Source organism: Massilia pinisoli (assembly GCF_024753285.1).
In the GTDB taxonomy this organism is placed as follows: Bacteria; Pseudomonadota; Gammaproteobacteria; order Burkholderiales; family Burkholderiaceae_D; genus Telluria; species Telluria pinisoli.
On record NZ_JANUGW010000005.1, the window covers coordinates 146719 to 163491 of the forward strand.

Sequence of the window (16773 nt, forward strand, 5' to 3'; positions counted from 1 at the left end):
TTCGCTGATCGCCCTGGCCGGTCGCGCTGGCCGGTCGCCCTCGCCGGTCGCCCTCGCCGGTCGCCTTATTCCGCGTCCGGCTGGTTGGACGGATGCGCCGCCACGAACGCCGGGATTTCCACGCAGGCCGCGTTGATGCGCGCGATGTTCGGATACGCGGCGATGTCGACGCCGTTGCGCTGCGCGTTGAACACCTGCGGCACGAGGAAGCAGTCGGCGATGGTCGGCAGGTAGCCGTGGCACAGCGGTCCCGCGCTGGGGTCGCGCGCCAGATGTTTTTCCAGCACGTCGAGGCCGCCCACGATCCAGTGGCGGTACCACTGCGTCTTGACCTCTTCCGACAGCCCGAGCTCGTTGACGAGGTAACGCAGCACACGCAGGTTGTTCACCGGGTGGATGTCGCAACCGACGATCTGCGCGAGCTCGCGCACGCGCGCGCGTCCGGCCGAGTCCTTCGGCATCAGCGGCACCTCCGGGTACTCGTCCTCCAGGTATTCGAGGATGGCCATCGACTGCGTCAGCGTGATGAAATCGTCCTGGAAGGTGGGGACGAGGCCGCTGGGGTTCATCTTGACGTAGTTTGCTTGCAACTGCTCGCCGCCGCCACGCAAGAGGTGCACCGGGACCGCGTCGTACTTCAGCCCTTTCAGGTTGAGCGCGATACGCACCCGGTATGCGGCCGAACTGCGGAAATAGGTATAGAGCTTCATTCCTTCCTCCCGTGATAATGTGCAACCTCCTGGTCGATGGCACCGAACAGGCTGGCGCCATCGGCATCGAGCATCTCGATACGGACAGTATCGCCGAAGCGCAGGAACGGTGTGGCGGGCGCGCCCTGCTCGATCGTTTCGTACATGCGCACCTCGGCCAGGCAGCAATACCCCACGCCGCCATTGACGATGCTCGACCCGTGCAAACTGCCCTGCTTGTTCGACACCGTGCCGGAACCGATGATCGATCCGGCGCAGAGTTCGCGCGTCTTCGCGGCGTGCGCGATCAGTTGCGCGAAGCTGAACGTCATGTCGTCGCCCGCGTTCGGCCGGCCGAACGGCTGGTCGTTCAAGGTGACGAGCAGCGGCAGGTGCAGCTTGCTGTCGCGCCAGGCATCGCCGAGCTCGTCCGGTGTCACGGCCACCGGGGAGAACGCGCTTGCCGGCTTCGACTGGAAGAAGCCGAAGCCTTTCTCCAGTTCCTTCGGAATCAGGTTACGCAGCGACACGTCGTTGACGAGCATGACGAGGCGGATCGCCTGTGCCGCCTGCTCGACCGTCGCGCCCATCGGCACGTCGCCGGTGACGACGGCCACTTCCGCCTCCAGGTCGACGCCCCATTCCTCGGACAGCACGGCGATCGGGTCGCACGGACCGACGAAGGAATCGGAGCCGCCCTGGTACATCAGCGGATCGGTGTAGAACGACGGCGGCACCTGGGCGCCGCGCGCCTTGCGCACGAGTTCCACGTGGTTGATGTACGCGGAGCCGTCGGCCCACTGGTACGCGCGCGGCAGCGGTGACGCGCACTCTTCCTCGATGAAGGATTCGGCCGCCGTGGCCTTCGCGGCGTTCAGCTGGTCGTAGACCTGGGCGAGGCGCGGCGCGACGTGGTCCCAGTCGTCCAGCGCCTGCTGCAGGGTACGGGCGATCTTGGGGACGGCCTGGCAAGTGACCAGGTCCCGGCTGACGACGACGAGCGTGCCGTCGCGGCCGCCCGTCTTCAGGGTAGCGAGTTTCATGGCGTTTCCTTCAGCTGGTAAATGTTTCCGCCATTAAAAAGTAAAACGGACTATCATACAAACAATATTTTCCGCTCTATTTATCGGATTTCCTTATGAATCCTACCCTGCGCCAGATGCGTGCCTTCGTTGCCCTCGCGAAGACGGGTAACTTTACGCTCGCCGCGCAATACATGCACGTTACACAATCGGCCTTGTCAGGCCTGATCAAGGAACTGGAACAAACGCTCGGCGTGCGCGTCGTCGACCGCAGCACGCGGCGCATCGCCCTGACCGAGACGGGGACCGAACTCTACCCCCTATTCAGCCAGATGATCGACGACCTCGACCGTGCGCTTGCGAACATTGCGGACCAGGCGCAATTAAGAAAAGGCATCGTGCGTGTGGCCGTGCCACAGTTAATGGCCTGCACGTTGCTGCCGCAGGTGATCGCGGCATGGCGGGAGCGCTACCCGGACATCGGCGTGAGCCTGTCCGATTCGCCGGTCGAGGCCGTCACGACGCGCGTGCTGTCAGGCGAGACCGATTTCGGCATCGGCCCGGAGCGCGACTACGCGCCGCAACTCGAGGCGCGCGAATTGATGGAGATGCCGTTCCAGGCCGTCGTCCCGCCGGACCATCCGCTGGCCAAGCGCCGTCGGGTCAGCTGGAGCGACCTGGCGCCGTATCCGCTGATCACGCTGCGCGGCCAGTTCACGGAACGGCTGCTGGCCGACATGGGCGACGAGCGTGACGTCGCAAAACGCCGCCGCGCATCGAACGCCGACGTCCACGCCAACGTCGACGCAGACGGCACGGACGACCGCCGGACCGACAACGTGCGCGAGCTGGCGCCGCGGCCAGCCCACGAAGTGACCCTGGCGTTGCGACCGTCCCACGAAGTGACCTACATGACGACCGCGCTGGCGATGGTCGCGTCCGGCCTCGGCATCACCGTCTGCATGCCGTACGCGGCGCCGCTCGTGCGCCTGCACGGCCTGCGCATGCTGCCGCTGGAGGCGCCCGTATTGACGCGTCGCTTCTTCGTCTACACGCGCGAACAGCGCTCGCTGTCACCGGCGGCTGCGGCGTTCATCGCCTTCCTGTTCGACTGGATCGGCGGCGCCGACAACCCAGCGGGCGCGCTGCGGACGCGCGCCCGCTGACGCCGCTGCTTGCAGCAAGTGGCGCTCCGGGCCGCGCCTGACGCCGCCGAACGGCCGCGCTAGAATGCGGATTCCTACATGTCACCTCCTTCATCGATGTCTCACAACACCATCGCGGTCAACCGACGCATGGACAAGTTCGACAACCACGCCAGCGTGTGGCTGTTCGGCTACGGCTCCCTCATCTTCAAGGCCGACTTCCCCTACCTCGAGCGGCGCCCGGCCAGCATCACGGGCTGGAGCCGGCGCTTCTGGCAAGGCTCGCACGACCACCGCGGCACGGAGACGGCGCCGGGCCGGGTCGTGACCCTGGTCCCCGATGCCGGCGCGACCTGCCACGGCATGGCCTACCTCGTCACCCCCGAGGAATTCGCGCACCTCGACTACCGCGAAAAGAACGGCTACCTGCGCCTCGCAACCGACATCCGCTTCGAGGACGGCAGCGGCACCGAAGGCCTCGTCTACATCGCCACGCACGAGAACGCGGCCTACCTCGGCCCGGCGCCCGAACGCGACATTGCGCTACAGATCGCCACCGCGCGTGGACCCAGCGGACCGAACAGCGAATACCTGCTGGAACTGGCCAAGGCCCTGCGCGCACTCGGCAAGCCCGACCCGCACGTGTTTGAGATCGAGCGCCACCTCCGCGAGTTCCAGGGCCGCGTTTGATCCAGCGCGAATGCGCCGCAACCGTGCGCGGTGGTGCGCTGTGTTCTAATCCTGTCGAGCGTTCCTATCCCGGAGGTCACCATGCAGGAGCAAGCACCGCCCCGTCCGCCATCGGCGAGCGAGCTCGACGAAGACACGCTGGCGTTCGTGCGCAAGGTCTTCCATGCCGCGCGCTCCGGCGACGCCGCCGAACTGGCCACGTTGCTCGACCAGGGCTTGCCGCCCAACCTGCGCAACGAACGGGGCGACAGCCTGCTGATGCTGGCCTGCTACCACGGCCATGCGGACGCCGCGCGCGTGCTGCTGGAGCACGGGGCCGATCCGGAACTGATGAACGACGCCGGCCAGACCCCGCTCGCCGGCGCCGCGTTCAAGGGCGACACGGCGATCGCGACGCTGCTGCTGGACCACGGCGCGGCCGTCGACAACGCAGGGCCGAACGGCAAGACGGCGCTGATGTTCGCCGCCATGTTCAACCGCGTCACCATCGCCCGCCTGCTGCTGGCGCGTGGTGCCGACCCGGTCCGCAGGGACGCGGACGGCAATACGGTGGTCGATGCGGCGCGCAGGATGGGGGCGGCGGACACGGCGCAGATGCTGGCGGCGATGCGCCACGAACCCTGATCGCGCGCCCGGGGGACGAGACAGGCCGGGAGTCGCAGCGACGCGAACGCGGACTAGTCGCCGGCGCCGTCCAGCACGCGCAGGTAGCGCGGCGCGACGGACCCGGTCAGCCACACGCCGTTGTCCGACCGGTAGAACACGGCACCGTCCGCGCGCATGCGCGCCGTGTCCACGCGCAGGATGACGGGGACGCCATGCCGGACGCCGACGCGACGGGCCGTGTCGACGTCGCCCGACAGGTGCACGTGCTGGCGGCCGCCGGCGCGCAGGCCTGTCGCGAGGATGGAGGTGACGAAGCGGCTCGCGGTGCCGTGGTACAGCACGTCCGGTGGCGCCACCGGTTGGAGGCCGAGCTCGACGTCGATCGAGTGGCCCTGGCTGGCGCGGATACGGGTGCGCTGCGCATCGAACGCGAAGCGCTGCTTGTCGTTCTCCGCCACGACGCGGTCGAGCAAGTCGCGCGCGACGGGCTTGCCGTGTTCGGCCAGGCGTTGCAAGAGCTCGTCCACGTCGGCCCAGCCGTTGGCGTCGAGTTGCAGACCGATGCTGTCTGGGCGGTGGCGCAGCACGTAGCTCAGCAGCTTGCTGGTGGCGGTGGTGGAATCAGGACGCATTGTGTTTGGCGATGGCGTAGATGGATGGGGAAGCATACGGCAGCGATGACAGCTTGCCAACGGCGTTGCCGAGCTCTGCATGACGGGGCCCGTGTTGCGCATGACGCGTGGCTCGACGGCATGACGGGCGACTTGACGACGCAACGGCACTGGTCGTGGCGTCGTGGCTGCACGCAGTAGTCAAGCGCCCGGGGCTGCGCCTGCGTGCGCGCATGCACGCGGCGCGCGCGGGGCGACGCCGGCCGCGTCAGCGTCCCGGGCCGACGCAGTGCGCTACACTGGGCCGCCGGCCGTCGCGGACGTGGCGGCGGCGAACGTTCAAGGAGGAATCGATGTCGATGGAATGGGAACGGCTGGTATCGACGGTGCGTCTGGGTCGCGAGGATGACCGGGGCGACGGCGGCAGCCGCACGGAGTACATGCGCGACTGGGACCGGCTCGTGTATTCGAGCGCATTCCGGCGCCTGCAGGACAAGACCCAGGTGTTCCCGTTGTCGGACAGCGATTACGTGCGCACGCGGCTCACGCACAGCATCGAAGTGTCGTCGGTGGGACGCTCGCTCGGCATGCTGTGCGGCGAGTTCATCAAGGAGCGCGAGCCCGCGCTGTCGATGGCGCCGCAGGACTTCGGCAGCATCGTGGCCGCCGCCTGCCTCGCGCACGACATCGGCAACCCGCCATTCGGCCATTCCGGCGAAGCCGCGATCCAGTCGTGGTTCGCCGAACACGCGGACCGCTGGCTCGCCGGCCTGACGGAACGCGAGCGCCAGGATTTCCTGCGCTTCGAAGGCAATGCGCAGGGCTTCCGCCTCGTCACGCGGCTGCAGAACGCCGTCGACCACGGCGGCTTCCAGCTGACCTGTGCCGTGCTGGCCGCGTTCATGAAATACCCGCGCCCATCCGACCTGCCGGCGGCGAAGGACAGAATCAGCGAACGGAAATTCGGCTATTTCGCGGACGATGTGGCGGCGGCCGAGCGCGTGGCGACTCAAGTCGGTCTCGTACGCAAAGGACCAGGCGCCTGGACTCGCCATCCGCTCGCATTCGTGATGGAGGCGGCGGACGACATCTGCTACGGCATCGTCGACCTGGAAGACGGCCACCGGCTGGGCCGCGTCTCGTTCGACGAAGCGCGCGGCCTGCTGTGGCCCATCGCCTTCCCCGGCGGCGAGGCCGAAAGCCAGTCGTACCGGCAACTGCCCGACGACACGGGCCGCGTGGAGTATCTGCGCGCCCGCGCCATCGGCCACCTCATCGGTGGCTCACTCGACGTGTTCCGCGACCACTACGACGCCATCATGGACGGGCGCTTCGAGCAAGACCTCGCCGGCGCGTCGCGCTTCGCGCCGGAATTGAAGGCCATCGCGACGCTGTCGCGCGCACGCATCTACGCGACGCCGTCCGTGCTGCAGATCGAAGCGGCCGGCTTCGAGATCCTCGGCGGCCTGCTCGGCAAGATCGTCCCGGCCCTCGTGAAAGAGGACGCGGACCGCTCGGCGGCCGACCGCAAGATCGCGCAGATCATTCCGCAGCAATTCAGCCGCGGCGCGACACGGTACGCGCGCCTGCTCGGCGCGACCGACTACATTGCCGGGATGACGGACAGCTTCGCGCTGAAACTGTTCCGGCGCCTGCATGGGATGGAGTTGCCGGGCACGATCGTCTAGGAACGGAAGCGGACATCCACCGCGGGCACCACCCGCGCGAACGGTCCCGCAGCATCGCGTTGTGGTGTCGCGGCAGTCAAGCGGCGGCCGCGTCGAGCACGCGCCGCACCTGGCGCGCCCGCTCTTCCACGCTGCCCTGCACGACCGTGTACGGGATGCGGCGCGCATCGAGGTCCTTCAACACGAGTTGCTGGATGCGGCCGCGCCACGCCTCGTTCTCGCGCACGTCCTGTTCCTCGTACGGGATGTCGTCGGCGCAGACGAACGTATGCGCGTAGCGGGCCCGGCACTCGTCGGCGCAGCGCAGCAGGTCGGCAGGGGGCAGTTCACCGACCTGGCGGAACTCGATGCCCAGCAGCAGCGTCGTCAGCGCATTCGTGTCGACGAACAGCCAGCGGCGCGCATGCGTCATGGCCGCGTCCTCGGCGGCGCGGTGCTTCACGGCGATGTCCACGTAGTCGTCCGGCCCCAGCCGGCCCTCTTTGTCTTCCCAGATGAAGCGGCCGATCTCGGGCACCGCCACCGTGTCGTAGGCGCGCGCCAGATACTCGGACAACGTCGACTTGCCCGTCGATTCCGCGCCCACGAAGACGACGCGTTCCACTGTACTGCCCTGCTCCACCATATCCTGCCTGCCGATCCGCCGTTGCAAAGAGCGCAATCGTAGCCGAGAGCCCGCCTCCCCACAACTGACGGGTTATCATGCCGACATGACACAGCCCATCCACGCCGACGGCTTCCTGCTCCGTCCCCTCGTCCCGGACGACGCGCCCGCGACGGTGGCCGCCGTCCGCGAATCGATGGCGAGCCTCGGCCCGTGGATGCCGTGGGCCCACGCCGGCTACGACAATGCCGATGCGCTCGCCTGGATCGCGTTCTGCGACGCCGCGCGTGCCGACGGCTCCGCGCACGAGTTCGGCATTTTCCGGGCGGACGGCCTGCACTGCGTCGGCGCGGCCGGCCTGAACCAGTTCAACCGCCTGCACGGCTTTTGCAACCTCGGCTACTGGGTACGCACGTCGGCCCAGGGCCAGGGCGCGGCACTGGCGGCCATCCGGGCGCTGTCGCGTTTTGCGTTCGAGCGCCTCGGCCAGTCGCGGGTCGAGATCGTCGTCGCGGACGGCAACCTGCCCAGTCTCGGCATCGCCCGCAAGGCCGGGGCCGTCCACGAATGCCTCGCGCGCAACCGTCTCAACCTGCACGGACACGCCGTCGCCGCGCACGTGCTGTCGCTGGTGCCGCCGGATACGACGACGAACTGTTAAAACAGATCCATCTGCGCCGCCTTGCTGCTTTCCGGCTTGACGACGGATTTCGGCACCACGAGCGGCCGACGGAATTGCGACGGGTCGCACGTGTTGAAGCGGCTCATGCGGCCGTCCAGGCCCAGGCGTTTGACGGCCTTCGTGAAGCGCTGGCGGATCAGGTCGGCCCATATGCCCTCGCCCGTCATGCGCTTGCTGAACTCGCTGTCGTAGTCCTTGCCGCCGCGCATGTCGCGGATGCGGTTCATCACGCGTTGGGCGCGGTCGGGGAAGTGTGCGTGCAGCCATTGCTGGAACAGCGGGTTCACTTCCCAGGGCATGCGCAGCACCGTGTAGTGGGCGCCGACGGCGCCAGCGTCCTTCGCCGCTCCCAGGATGCGCTCGATTTCCGGCTCCGTGACGAACGGGATGATCGGCGCCACGCTCACGCTGACGGGGATGCCGGCTTCCGTCAGGGTGCGGATCGCCCGCAGGCGGCGCGCGGGCGCGGCTGCGCGAGGCTCGAGCGTGCGCGAGATTTCGCCGTCCAGCGTGGTCAACGTGATGGCGGCGCAGACGAGGCCTTTCTCGGCCATCGGCGCGATCAGGTCGATGTCGCGCTCGATCAGCGCCGACTTCGTGATGAGGCCGTACGGGTGGTTGCACTCGCCCAGCACTTCCAGCACTTCGCGCGTGATGCGGCGCTCGCGTTCGCACGGTTGATAGGCGTCCGTGTTGACGCCGATGGCGATGTTTTCCGGAACGTAACCGGGCCGCGCCAGCTCGCGCCGCAGCAGGTCGGCCGCGTTCACCTTGGCGAACAGGCGGCTTTCGAAGTCCAGACCCGGCGACAAGCCCAGATAGGCGTGCGTGGGCCGCGCGAAGCAGTAGATGCAGCCGTGCTCGCAGCCGCGGTACGGGTTCAGCGAGACACTGAACGGGATGTCCGGCGACGTGTTGCGGCTGAGGATGGTTTTCGCGATCTCGTCCGTGACGATCGTCTTCAGGGGCGCCGGTGCCTCGTCCTTCGGTCTCGGCACGGTCCAGCCGTCGTCGAACCGTTCGCGGCCGTTCACTTCGTAGCGGCCTTGAATATTGGTGACGGCACCACGGCCTTTGATCGGACCATCGATCGGCACGACCTCGGCGGACTTTTGCGGGAACGGCAACATAACCTGGCTGACCGCCCGACTTGCGTTTGCTTTTACCCGGTTCACACGGCGCTCCTTAAGTACTGTATGTTTATACAGTATAGTACGCCGATGTCAGGATGGGTTCAAGCGCGAAAAAAGAGCAGCTTGTTGTTGCACAAAACCGTCAAACGCCTGCAGCAGAGGCCGGTATGCGTCGGGATCGCCTTCCAGCTGGGCCAGTGCGAGCGCGGCCGCCTCCAGGCTCGACAGCTGGTGCGGCGCGTGCGCCTTGCGAATCCGATAAGCCGACGCGGGCACGTCCTGCAGCGCGAGGCGCGGCAGGCGTTGCAGCCCGGCATTCAGATACAGCATCTTGCGGCTCTTGCGCCAGGTGGCGTCCAGCACGACGAGCCGCAGCCCCTCCGGCTGCGCCCGCGGCGATGGATCGAGGACGGGAGCCGGCGCATCGCCCGGCGTCTCGGGATACAGCAGCAGCGGCACGCGCCCGTCCGCATACAACAACGCGTGCAACGCGGCAGGATCGAACGCTTCGCCGACTTCGAGCCGGCTGCCGGCCACGCACAGGTGCAGCAGGCGCGCGCTGTTCTTGGCGTTGCGCACCTCGAGCGGATGTTGCAGGATCAATACGTCGACGCGGCTGGCCAGCGGCCGCACCCAGTGGCAAATGCAGGCGCTCTGTGCGCGCAGGCAGGCGGCGCAGGTGGCGCGCCGGGTGGTAGAGGAAGGAACGGTCATGGGCGGCGATTGTAGCGCCGCCGCGCGTTCACTGGCTGCCCATGCGCTGGCCGGCCTGCGGCGCATCGGCCGACGTGACCGGTGCGTCCGGGCGCAAGGTCTTCAGCGCGCGGCTCCACGCCACCACCTGGTCGAGCATCGCGTCGACGGCCTGCTCGTGGTGCTCGGCCGGGTTGAACGTCTTGTAATTCTCGAAGTCCGTCCGGAGCGACAGCATCACGTGGGCGCGCACGTCGGCCACCATCAGCTCGCCCATCACGAGGCGCAGGCTCTCGATGGCGCGCGACCCGCCGGCGCTGCCGTAGCCGACGAAGCCCGCGGCCTTGTTGTTCCACTCCTTGTACAGGTAGTCGATGGCGTTCTTCAGCGCGCCGGACGTGCCGTGGTTGTACTCGGGCGTCACGAACACGAAGCCGTCGAAGCCGGCGATGGCGGCGGCCCACGCCTTCGTGTGCGGCTGCGCGTACTGGCCGGCCGCCGGCGGGACCGGCTCGTCCAGCAGCGGCAGGTCGAAATCCGCGATGTCGACCAGCTCGAACACGGCATCCGCGCGCATGCCCGCGATGTCCAGCACCCAGCGCGCCACGTCCGGCGCCTTGCGGCCGGGCCGGGTGCTCCCGACGATGATCCCGATCTTGATCATGGTTCCTCCTCCAAGGTTGTTATCGATTCTAGCCGCGTGCGGCCAGTACGGGCGCCCAGCCGCCGCCCAGCGCGCGGTACAGGTCGACGTGGGCCTGCAGCCAGGCGGCGCGCAGTTGCAGCGCCGCGGTCTCCGCGCTGAACGCGTTGCGCTGGGCATCCAGCTCTTCCAGGTACGACGAATAGCCGTTGCGGTAGCGGTTGTGCGCGATGCGCAGCACTTCCGCCGCGGCCACGCGCCGTGCCTCCACCTCGTCCAGCTGTTCGCGCAGGCGCTGCACGGCCGTCAGCGCGTTCTCCGTGTCGGCGAACGCGTTGCGCACGGCGGCCTCGTACGCGAACACGGCGCGGTCGCGCAGCGACGCGCTGATCTCGGCCTGGGCGCGCAGCCGGCCGCCGTCGAACAGCGGCGCGAGGATGCTGCCGCCCACGCTCCATAGCGCCGTCGGCGAGCGCAGCAACGTGGGCAGGTCGTGCGCGTACGCGCCCAGCGACGCCGTCAGCCGCAGGGACGGCAGCATCTGGTCGCGCGCGGCGGCGAGGCTCGCGTCCGCGGCGGCGACGGCCCGCTCGGCCGCGGCGACGTCCGGCCGGCGCCGCAAGAGTTCCGACGGCAGGCCGGGCTGGATCGCCGGCGCGTCCAGCCGGGCGAGCTCGGTGCCGCGTTCGACGGGGCCGGGATTCGCGCCCGCGAGGATGTCGAGGGCATTTTCCTGCTGCGTGATCGCGCGCTCAAGCTGCGGCACGACGGCGGCCGTCGCGCGGTATTCGGCTTCGGCCTGCGACAGTTCGAGGCGCGAGCTGTAGCCGACTTCGAACTGGCGCCGCGCCAGTTCCAGCGAGCGCTGGCGCGATGCCAGGGTCGCGCGCGCGAGGGCCAGCTGGGCATCGAGGCCGCGCAGGTTCAGGTAGCCGGACGCCGTGTTCGCGGCCACCGCCAGCGCCGTCGCATCGAACGCGGCCTGCTGCGCCGCGTAGTCGAAGCGCGCCGCGTCCGTGGCGCCGGCCAGGCGGCCGAACGGATCGAGTTCGTACGCGGCCTGGAAGCTGCCCTGCAGGACGGTGGAATCGATCGGCGTGCCGAACGGGCCGATCGCGCGCGCCCGCGTGGGCGACAAGCCCACCGACAGGCTCGGTTCCTGCGCGGACCGCGCGACCTGGATGCGCGCCCGGTATTCGGCGAGCCGCGCCTGCGCCGTACGCACGTCGTTGTTGCGCGCGAGCGCCTGCGCGACGAGGCGGTCCAGCGCCGGGTCGGCGAATGCGCGCCACCAGTCGCGTTCCACCGGTGTGCCCGGCCCGACCTGCGCGTGCCACGCGGGCGGCACGACCAGTGTCGGTTGCGGCGGCGGCTGCACCGGGATGCGGCAGCCGGCCAGCAGCGCGGCGCAGGCGATGAGCAGGAGGTGGCGCGTCATTGGCCTTGTCCCGGCGCGGGTTGGGCGGGCGGCGTTGCGGCGGGCACCGGTGTGCTGCCGGTGCGTGGACCGGCCGGCGCTTGCGTAACCGCTGGCGTTCGCGTGGGCACGGGGGTGCCCACTCTACGTTGAGCCTCCCCCTGCCCTGACGGTGACGCATCAGCCGGCGCCGCAGGCTGCACCCGACGCGGCTCGGCCGGCGCCTTCGTGTCGATGCTCGCCACCACCGACATCCCCGGCCGCAGCCGCGCCGCCAGCGGCTGGTCCGGATCGATACTGATGCGCACGGGGATGCGCTGGGCGATCTTGACGAAGTTGCCGGTCGCGTTGTCCGGCACGATCACGGAGAATTCCGAGCCCGTCGCCGGCGCGATCTGCTCGACGTGCCCGCGCAGCTTCGCGCGGTTCAGCGCGTCGACGGTGAACGTGACGGGCTGGCCCACGGCTACGTCCGCCATCTGCGTCTCCTTCATGTTGGCGACGACCCACATCGTATGCGGCACGAGCGCCGTCAGCTGGGCGCCCGCGTTGACGAACGCGCCCAGGCGCACGCTCACCTGCCCCAGCTGGCCGTCGCGCGGCGCGATGATCTGCGTGTTGGCGAGGTCGATCTCGGCCAGCCGGACGGCCGCCTCCGCGTTCGCGACGGCCGCTTCCAGCGACGCGTGGTTGACGTCCACCGTGCGCAGGCTCTGGCGCGCGATTTCCAGCGCGGCGCGGGCCTGCTCGGCCGCGGCCACGGTCTGCGCGCGCGTGGCGCGGGCCGCGTCGCGTTCGCGCGCGGACAGCGAACCGTCGGCCGCCAGCTCTTCCACGCGGCGCAGGTCGGCATTGGCGCGCTGCGCCTGCGCGGCCGCGTTGGCGACGGCGGCCTGGTTCTGCGCGATGGTGGCGCTGGCCGTGTTCCTCGTCTGCGTGAAGTTGGCGAGGGCCGCCCGCTGTGCCGCCAGCTGGGCCTGCGCCTGCTCCAGCCGCTGCCGGTAGATGCGGTCGTCGATGCGCATCAAGAGCTGCCCCTGGCGCACCTGCTGGTAATCCTGCACGTCGACCTCGACGACGTAGCCGGACAGCTGCGGGCTGATGATCGTCACCTGGCCCCGCACGAGCGCGTTCTCCGTCGTCTGCAGCGCGCTGTGGAACGGCGGCAGGTTCCACGCGTACAGCACGATCAGCACGCCGATCAGCGCGACGAGCGCGAACAGCAGGCCGCTGGCGATGACGTTGCGGTTCGACTTCTGCTGCGTCGTCGCTGCTGTCTCTGTGGTGGTCGTGGTGGTCGTCGTTGTCGTTTCGGGCATGGCGGCAGGCTCGCTTCAGGTTGGGACGGCGCGCGTCGGCTCGGGCGGACGCGGCGCCGAGCGGCGGTCGCCGGACGGCACGGCGAGCGGCGAATCGGTCGGGTCGGGCGGTGCCGGCGGCGCGGGAGGTTGCGGCGGTGGCGGCGCGACGTACGTGAGCCACAGCGCGCGGCCGCAGATCCACGCGGCCAGCACGGCGGCGAGGATCGCGATCAGCAGGAACACGTCGTTGTAGGCAAGGATGTTGGCTTCGCGCGCCGCCGTCTGCGTCAGCACGGAGATGCCCTGACGCGTGCGCAGCGCCGGATCCGCGAGCAGGCGCGCATACGCGGCGCCGCCCTGCTGGATGCGCGCGGCGACGAGCGGATCGAGCGCGCTCAGTTGCTCGGCCAGCACGGACGAATGGTATTTTTCGCGCATCACCTGGAACGTGCCCAGCAACGACGAGCCGATCAGGCCACCGAGGTTCTGCGTCAGGCCGAACAGCACGGAAAAGCTGATCAGGTTCGCGGGGTTCGAGATCACGGAGCCCATCAACGTGAGCAGCAGCGGCCCGAGGAACATCACGCCGCCGAACGCCAGCATGGCCTGGCCCACGTACAGCTGCGCGGGGCGCGTGACGTTGGACGCGTGCGAATCGACCCACGCGCCCAGCGCCATGATCAATAACGCCACCACCTGCGGCGCCATCAGGTGCGGCGGGCGGATGATCAGCACGGACACGGCGATGCCGAGGGTGGTCGCGAGGAGGATCACGACGAACATGGTCTGCATTTCATCGTTGTTCAGGCCCACGAGGCGCAGGAAGCCCACGGCGCCCACGCTCTGCTCCGACAGCACGACGCGCACGAGCATCAGCGCGAGCGCGAGCCGGACGATCATCCCGTTCGTCAGCCAGCGGATGTTCAGCAGCGGATTGTCGCGGTTGTGCTCGACGCAGATCGCCGCGAGCAGCAGCACGATCGACACCGCGAGCGCGATGCCCACCCACGGGTTCTCCGTCCACCACAGCACGCGGCCGAACGTCAGCGCCGCGCACAGCAGCGCCATGCCCGGTGCGAACAGGGAAAAGGTGAGGAAGTCCGTGGGGCGGAACGCGCGGAAGCGGTCGCCCGGCGGCAGCTTCAGCCACAGCACGGCAGCGAGGGTGACGAGCGTCAGCCCCAGCTCGAACAGGTACAGCCCGCGCCATTCCGCGACCTGCAGCAGGCTGCGCGAAAAGATATAGGCGATCGGCTGCGCCAGCTGCGCGATGCCCGTCGAGATGACGATGCCGCGCGGCCGCCACGCCTTCGTGAACGCCTGCAGCGTGTAGTACAGGCCCAGTGTCGACAGCGCCGCACCGACCATGCCGTGGGCCGCGCGCACGGCGATCGCGGAGCCGAGGTCGTTGACGAACAGGTGGCCGAACGTGACGAGCGCGTACAGCACGAGGAAGAATTCCGTGAACGCGCGCAGGCCGAACTGCTGGCGGAACTTCACGAGCAGCAGGTTCATCGACACGTTCGTCATCACGTACGCCGTCGGCAGCCAGTTGACCTCGGCCGTGAACACGCCCAGCGTGCCTTGCAGGTTCACGAGGTTGACGGTGACGAGTGCGTTGCCCAGGCCGCCCGTCAAGGTCACCAGCACGCCGACGAGGAAGTAGGCGATGCGGCGCGGCGTCGAATGCTTCGGGAACGACGGGCTGCCCGGCAAGGTGGGGCGCTCGTCCGGATGCCATTCGCGCGGCGCGTACTCGTCGCTCATGCGCCCTCCAGCAGCCGTTGCAGGTCGTCCAGCAGGCCGGCGGCGGCGGCCGTCGCATCGGCATCCAGCCGCGCGACCGTGCGCGCCCGCAGGGCGGCCGCGTCCGCGCGCACCTGCGCCGCGACCGACGCCCCCGCCGGCGTCAAGCCGATGCGCTTGACGCGGCGGTCACCCGGTGCCGCATCGCGCCGCACGAGGTCGCCGGCAGCGAGGCGGTCGATGGTCGTCACGAGCGTCGCGCCGTCGACACCCAGCCGGCGCGCGAGCTCGCGCTGCGACGGCGGCTCGGTGCTGTCCGCCACGGCTGCCAGCGCGTTCCAGGCGGCCGTCGTCAGCCCGTGCGCCTTCAGGTGGCGTTCGAGCGCGAAGCGCCATGCACGCGCGGCGCCTTGCAAGGCGTGCAGAAAACGGTCGTCGGGGTCGTCGGCGTTGTTCATGTCAAGGAAACATGGGCGTCCCAATCGTTGGTCATGCAGATTATCGGCCCGTTATGGCAAAAGTCGCCACACGCAAAGATTTAGTTCGAGTTCTGGTTATTCAGGCATTGCTCTGAGAAATCACCGTGCTTAGAATCAATTCATTCCGCAAGGCAATCAGTGCTGGCGGATAACAAGCAAACCCGGTGTCGTTCAGAGTGTCCCATGGTTAAAGTCCGCCCTTCCGTTCGCCAATTGACGTCCGCCTTCCTCGCCGCCCTCGCCCTGCTGCCGGGCCTCGCGATCGAACAGGAGTTGCAGCTCGACTACCGGATCAACGAACACATCATCCTGATTCCGGCCGGCCAGGACCACCAGGCGCGCCTGGAAACGACCGTGTTCCAGCCGAACGGCCCCGGCCCGTTCCCGCTGATCATCATCAACCACGGCAAGGACCCGGGCCATCCGAACCTGCAGCCGCGCGACCGCTTCTACCACATGGCCCACGCGTTCGTGGAGCGCGGCTATGCCGTGATGGTGCCGATGCGCCAGGGCTTCGCGAGTTCGACGGGCTATTACCGCGATCACGGCTGCGACATGACGGCCAACGGCTACACGCAGGCCGAGGACATCGCCGCCACCCTCGCCTATGCCCGCGGGCAGCGCTGGATCGATGCCGACCACATCGTCGTCGCCGGCCAGTCGTACGGCGGCCTCGCGACGATGGCGCTGGGCACGCAGGATCTGCCGGGTGTGCGCGGCCTGATCAACTTCGCCGGCGGCCTGCGCGACGACAGCAACGGCTGCGGCTGGCGCTCGGCTCTCGTCTCGGCGTTCGCCGAATACGGCGCGCAGAACAAGATCCCGAGCCTGTGGATGTACGGCCAGAACGATTCGCTGTTCTCGCCGGAACTGGTGGCGCGCATGCACGACGCGTTCGAGCAGGCCGGCGGCCACGCCCAGCTCGTCGAATTCGCGCCGTTCAAGCGCGATTCGCACGGCATGCTGGCGAGCCGTGACGGCGAGAAGATCTGGCTCGCGGACACGATGAACTTCCTGCAGCAGGTCGGCATGCCCACGAAAATCGTGTACAAGGTGCCGGAACCGCCGCAGCCGCAGGCGACCAATTTCGCGGGCGTCGACGACATCGACGCCGTGCCCTTCCTCAGCGAGAACGGCCGCCGCGCCTACCGCGAATATCTGACCAAGATGACGCCGCGCGCGTTCGCCGTGTCGCCCAGCGGCGCCTGGTGCTGGGCGGAGGAAGGCGAAGACCCGGACGCACGCGCCCTCGCGACGTGCTCGGCCAAGAGCGACAAGCCGTGCCGCCTGTATTCCGTCGACGAGCACGTCGTGTGGAATCCGGACCTGGCCGAGAAGGCGGCCGTCACGGCGTCCAACACGCCGGTCCCGGCGCCTGGCAACGGCGCGGTGGGCAATGCGGCGGGGATGACGGCGGCGAACTGAGTACCGTCCTCGCAACGCACGAGCGGCCGCCGGACGGCCGCTTTTTTTCGTCCAGCACAATCACCGCAGGGTGGGCACGGAGTGCCCACCCTGCGTGCTTCATACGTCCGCAACTTTTGTTGCATTGCAACAGATTTGCAGCTCCGGTCGAGCCAGCGCAAACGTAGCGCCGCATATCAAACCGACAATGGGCTCGCCA

Annotated in this window: 17 protein-coding genes; 6 read left to right on the forward strand and 11 right to left on the reverse strand. The window is 68.7% G+C overall.

Translation table 11 applies throughout. From position 1 onward, the window contains the following. Positions 1 to 65 precede the first annotated feature (65 nt). Together maiA and NX784_RS08865 are read right to left on the reverse strand one after the other, a co-directional pair. Entirely contained in the window at positions 66 to 710 is a 645-nt protein-coding gene (gene maiA, locus NX784_RS08860) for a maleylacetoacetate isomerase (RefSeq protein ID WP_258816288.1), read from the reverse strand. Continuing rightward, complete coding sequence (locus NX784_RS08865; RefSeq protein ID WP_258816289.1) at positions 707 to 1732, reverse strand: fumarylacetoacetate hydrolase family protein; 1026 nt, start codon at positions 1730 to 1732, stop codon at positions 707 to 709. Before NX784_RS08865 ends, maiA begins: the two co-directional genes overlap by 4 nt. Positions 1733 to 1827: 95 nt before the next feature. Between NX784_RS08865 and NX784_RS08870 the strand changes: the two genes are divergently transcribed. The 3 genes from NX784_RS08870 (at position 1828) to NX784_RS08880 (ending at position 4170) form a co-directional block, all read left to right on the forward strand. Then, positions 1828 to 2877, forward strand: coding sequence for a LysR family transcriptional regulator (locus tag NX784_RS08870; RefSeq protein WP_258816290.1), 1050 nt, complete (start codon positions 1828 to 1830; stop codon positions 2875 to 2877). A gap of 96 nt (positions 2878 to 2973) precedes the next feature. Further along, positions 2974 to 3546 (forward strand): gamma-glutamylcyclotransferase, encoded by a 573-nt coding sequence (locus NX784_RS08875; protein WP_258816491.1) that lies wholly within the window; start codon positions 2974 to 2976, stop codon positions 3544 to 3546. Between the two features lie 81 nt (positions 3547 to 3627). Next, on the forward strand, positions 3628 to 4170 hold the full coding sequence (locus NX784_RS08880) for an ankyrin repeat domain-containing protein (RefSeq protein WP_258816291.1): 543 nt from the start codon (positions 3628 to 3630) through the stop codon (positions 4168 to 4170). A 53-nt stretch (positions 4171 to 4223) separates the two neighbouring features. Here the strand turns inward: NX784_RS08880 and NX784_RS08885 are convergent, their stop codons facing one another. After that, positions 4224 to 4784 carry an RNA 2'-phosphotransferase gene (locus NX784_RS08885; RefSeq protein ID WP_258816292.1) on the reverse strand — a complete coding sequence of 187 codons (561 nt, stop codon included), beginning with the start codon at positions 4782 to 4784 and terminating at the stop codon, positions 4224 to 4226. A 332-nt stretch (positions 4785 to 5116) separates the two neighbouring features. Here NX784_RS08885 and NX784_RS08890 point away from each other — a divergent pair, with 332 nt between their 5' ends. Next, entirely contained in the window at positions 5117 to 6451 is a 1335-nt protein-coding gene (locus NX784_RS08890) for a deoxyguanosinetriphosphate triphosphohydrolase (protein ID WP_258816293.1), read from the forward strand. A gap of 76 nt (positions 6452 to 6527) precedes the next feature. Here NX784_RS08890 and NX784_RS08895 read toward each other — a convergent pair whose 3' ends face one another. After that, a complete protein-coding gene (locus NX784_RS08895; RefSeq protein WP_258816294.1) occupies positions 6528 to 7055 on the reverse strand; it encodes an AAA family ATPase in 528 nt (175 codons plus the stop codon). 106 nt (positions 7056 to 7161) lie between these two features. On the opposite strand from NX784_RS08895, the gene NX784_RS08900 reads away from it, so the two are divergent. Then, complete coding sequence (locus NX784_RS08900; protein ID WP_258816295.1) at positions 7162 to 7716, forward strand: GNAT family N-acetyltransferase; 555 nt, start codon at positions 7162 to 7164, stop codon at positions 7714 to 7716. Here the strand turns inward: NX784_RS08900 and NX784_RS08905 are convergent. From NX784_RS08905 to NX784_RS08935, 7 genes are all read right to left on the reverse strand, one after another. Beyond that, positions 7713 to 8867: a PA0069 family radical SAM protein gene (locus NX784_RS08905; protein WP_258816296.1), complete on the reverse strand. Its 1155-nt coding sequence runs from the start codon at positions 8865 to 8867 to the stop codon at positions 7713 to 7715. The two genes, NX784_RS08900 and NX784_RS08905, sit on opposite strands and share 4 nt — an antisense overlap. A 93-nt stretch (positions 8868 to 8960) precedes the next feature. Beyond that, a complete protein-coding gene (locus NX784_RS08910; RefSeq protein WP_258816297.1) occupies positions 8961 to 9584 on the reverse strand; it encodes a tRNA-uridine aminocarboxypropyltransferase in 624 nt (207 codons plus the stop codon). A 28-nt stretch (positions 9585 to 9612) separates the two neighbouring features. Then, positions 9613 to 10227 (reverse strand): NADPH-dependent FMN reductase, encoded by a 615-nt coding sequence (locus NX784_RS08915; protein ID WP_258816298.1) that lies wholly within the window; start codon positions 10225 to 10227, stop codon positions 9613 to 9615. 28 nt (positions 10228 to 10255) lie between these two features. Further along, positions 10256 to 11644, reverse strand: a complete 1389-nt coding sequence (locus NX784_RS08920) for an efflux transporter outer membrane subunit (protein ID WP_258816299.1) — start codon at positions 11642 to 11644, stop codon at positions 10256 to 10258. Continuing rightward, positions 11641 to 12942, reverse strand: coding sequence for an HlyD family secretion protein (locus NX784_RS08925; protein ID WP_258816300.1), 1302 nt, complete (start codon positions 12940 to 12942; stop codon positions 11641 to 11643). The genes NX784_RS08920 and NX784_RS08925 overlap by 4 nt, the downstream gene beginning before the upstream one ends. A gap of 15 nt (positions 12943 to 12957) precedes the next feature. Continuing rightward, entirely contained in the window at positions 12958 to 14691 is a 1734-nt protein-coding gene (locus NX784_RS08930; protein WP_258816301.1) for an MFS transporter, read from the reverse strand. After that, positions 14688 to 15128, reverse strand: coding sequence for a MarR family winged helix-turn-helix transcriptional regulator (locus NX784_RS08935; RefSeq protein ID WP_258816302.1), 441 nt, complete (start codon positions 15126 to 15128; stop codon positions 14688 to 14690). The genes NX784_RS08930 and NX784_RS08935 overlap by 4 nt, the downstream gene beginning before the upstream one ends. 204 nt (positions 15129 to 15332) lie before the next feature. Here NX784_RS08935 and NX784_RS08940 point away from each other — a divergent pair, with 204 nt between their 5' ends. Next, positions 15333 to 16574, forward strand: coding sequence for a dienelactone hydrolase family protein (locus tag NX784_RS08940; RefSeq protein ID WP_258816303.1), 1242 nt, complete (start codon positions 15333 to 15335; stop codon positions 16572 to 16574). Positions 16575 to 16773 lie beyond the last annotated feature (199 nt).

Bases quoted from the DNA above. Each gene is read 5' to 3' on its own strand.
- maiA (WP_258816288.1), bottom strand. From the start codon at position 710: ATGAAGCTCTATACCTATTTCCGCAGTTCGGCCGCATACCGGGTGCGT.
- NX784_RS08865 (WP_258816289.1), bottom strand. From the start codon at position 1,732: ATGAAACTCGCTACCCTGAAGACGGGCGGCCGCGACGGCACGCTCGTC.
- NX784_RS08870 (WP_258816290.1), top strand. From the start codon at position 1,828: ATGAATCCTACCCTGCGCCAGATGCGTGCCTTCGTTGCCCTCGCGAAG.
- NX784_RS08875 (WP_258816491.1), top strand. From the start codon at position 2,974: ATGTCTCACAACACCATCGCGGTCAACCGACGCATGGACAAGTTCGAC.
- NX784_RS08880 (WP_258816291.1), top strand. From the start codon at position 3,628: ATGCAGGAGCAAGCACCGCCCCGTCCGCCATCGGCGAGCGAGCTCGAC.
- NX784_RS08885 (WP_258816292.1), bottom strand. From the start codon at position 4,784: ATGCGTCCTGATTCCACCACCGCCACCAGCAAGCTGCTGAGCTACGTG.
- NX784_RS08890 (WP_258816293.1), top strand. From the start codon at position 5,117: ATGTCGATGGAATGGGAACGGCTGGTATCGACGGTGCGTCTGGGTCGC.
- NX784_RS08900 (WP_258816295.1), top strand. From the start codon at position 7,162: ATGACACAGCCCATCCACGCCGACGGCTTCCTGCTCCGTCCCCTCGTC.
- NX784_RS08905 (WP_258816296.1), bottom strand. From the start codon at position 8,867: ATGTTGCCGTTCCCGCAAAAGTCCGCCGAGGTCGTGCCGATCGATGGT.
- NX784_RS08910 (WP_258816297.1), bottom strand. From the start codon at position 9,584: ATGACCGTTCCTTCCTCTACCACCCGGCGCGCCACCTGCGCCGCCTGC.
- NX784_RS08915 (WP_258816298.1), bottom strand. From the start codon at position 10,227: ATGATCAAGATCGGGATCATCGTCGGGAGCACCCGGCCCGGCCGCAAG.
- NX784_RS08920 (WP_258816299.1), bottom strand. From the start codon at position 11,644: ATGACGCGCCACCTCCTGCTCATCGCCTGCGCCGCGCTGCTGGCCGGC.
- NX784_RS08925 (WP_258816300.1), bottom strand. From the start codon at position 12,942: ATGCCCGAAACGACAACGACGACCACCACGACCACCACAGAGACAGCA.
- NX784_RS08930 (WP_258816301.1), bottom strand. From the start codon at position 14,691: ATGAGCGACGAGTACGCGCCGCGCGAATGGCATCCGGACGAGCGCCCC.
- NX784_RS08935 (WP_258816302.1), bottom strand. From the start codon at position 15,128: ATGAACAACGCCGACGACCCCGACGACCGTTTTCTGCACGCCTTGCAA.
- NX784_RS08940 (WP_258816303.1), top strand. From the start codon at position 15,333: ATGGTTAAAGTCCGCCCTTCCGTTCGCCAATTGACGTCCGCCTTCCTC.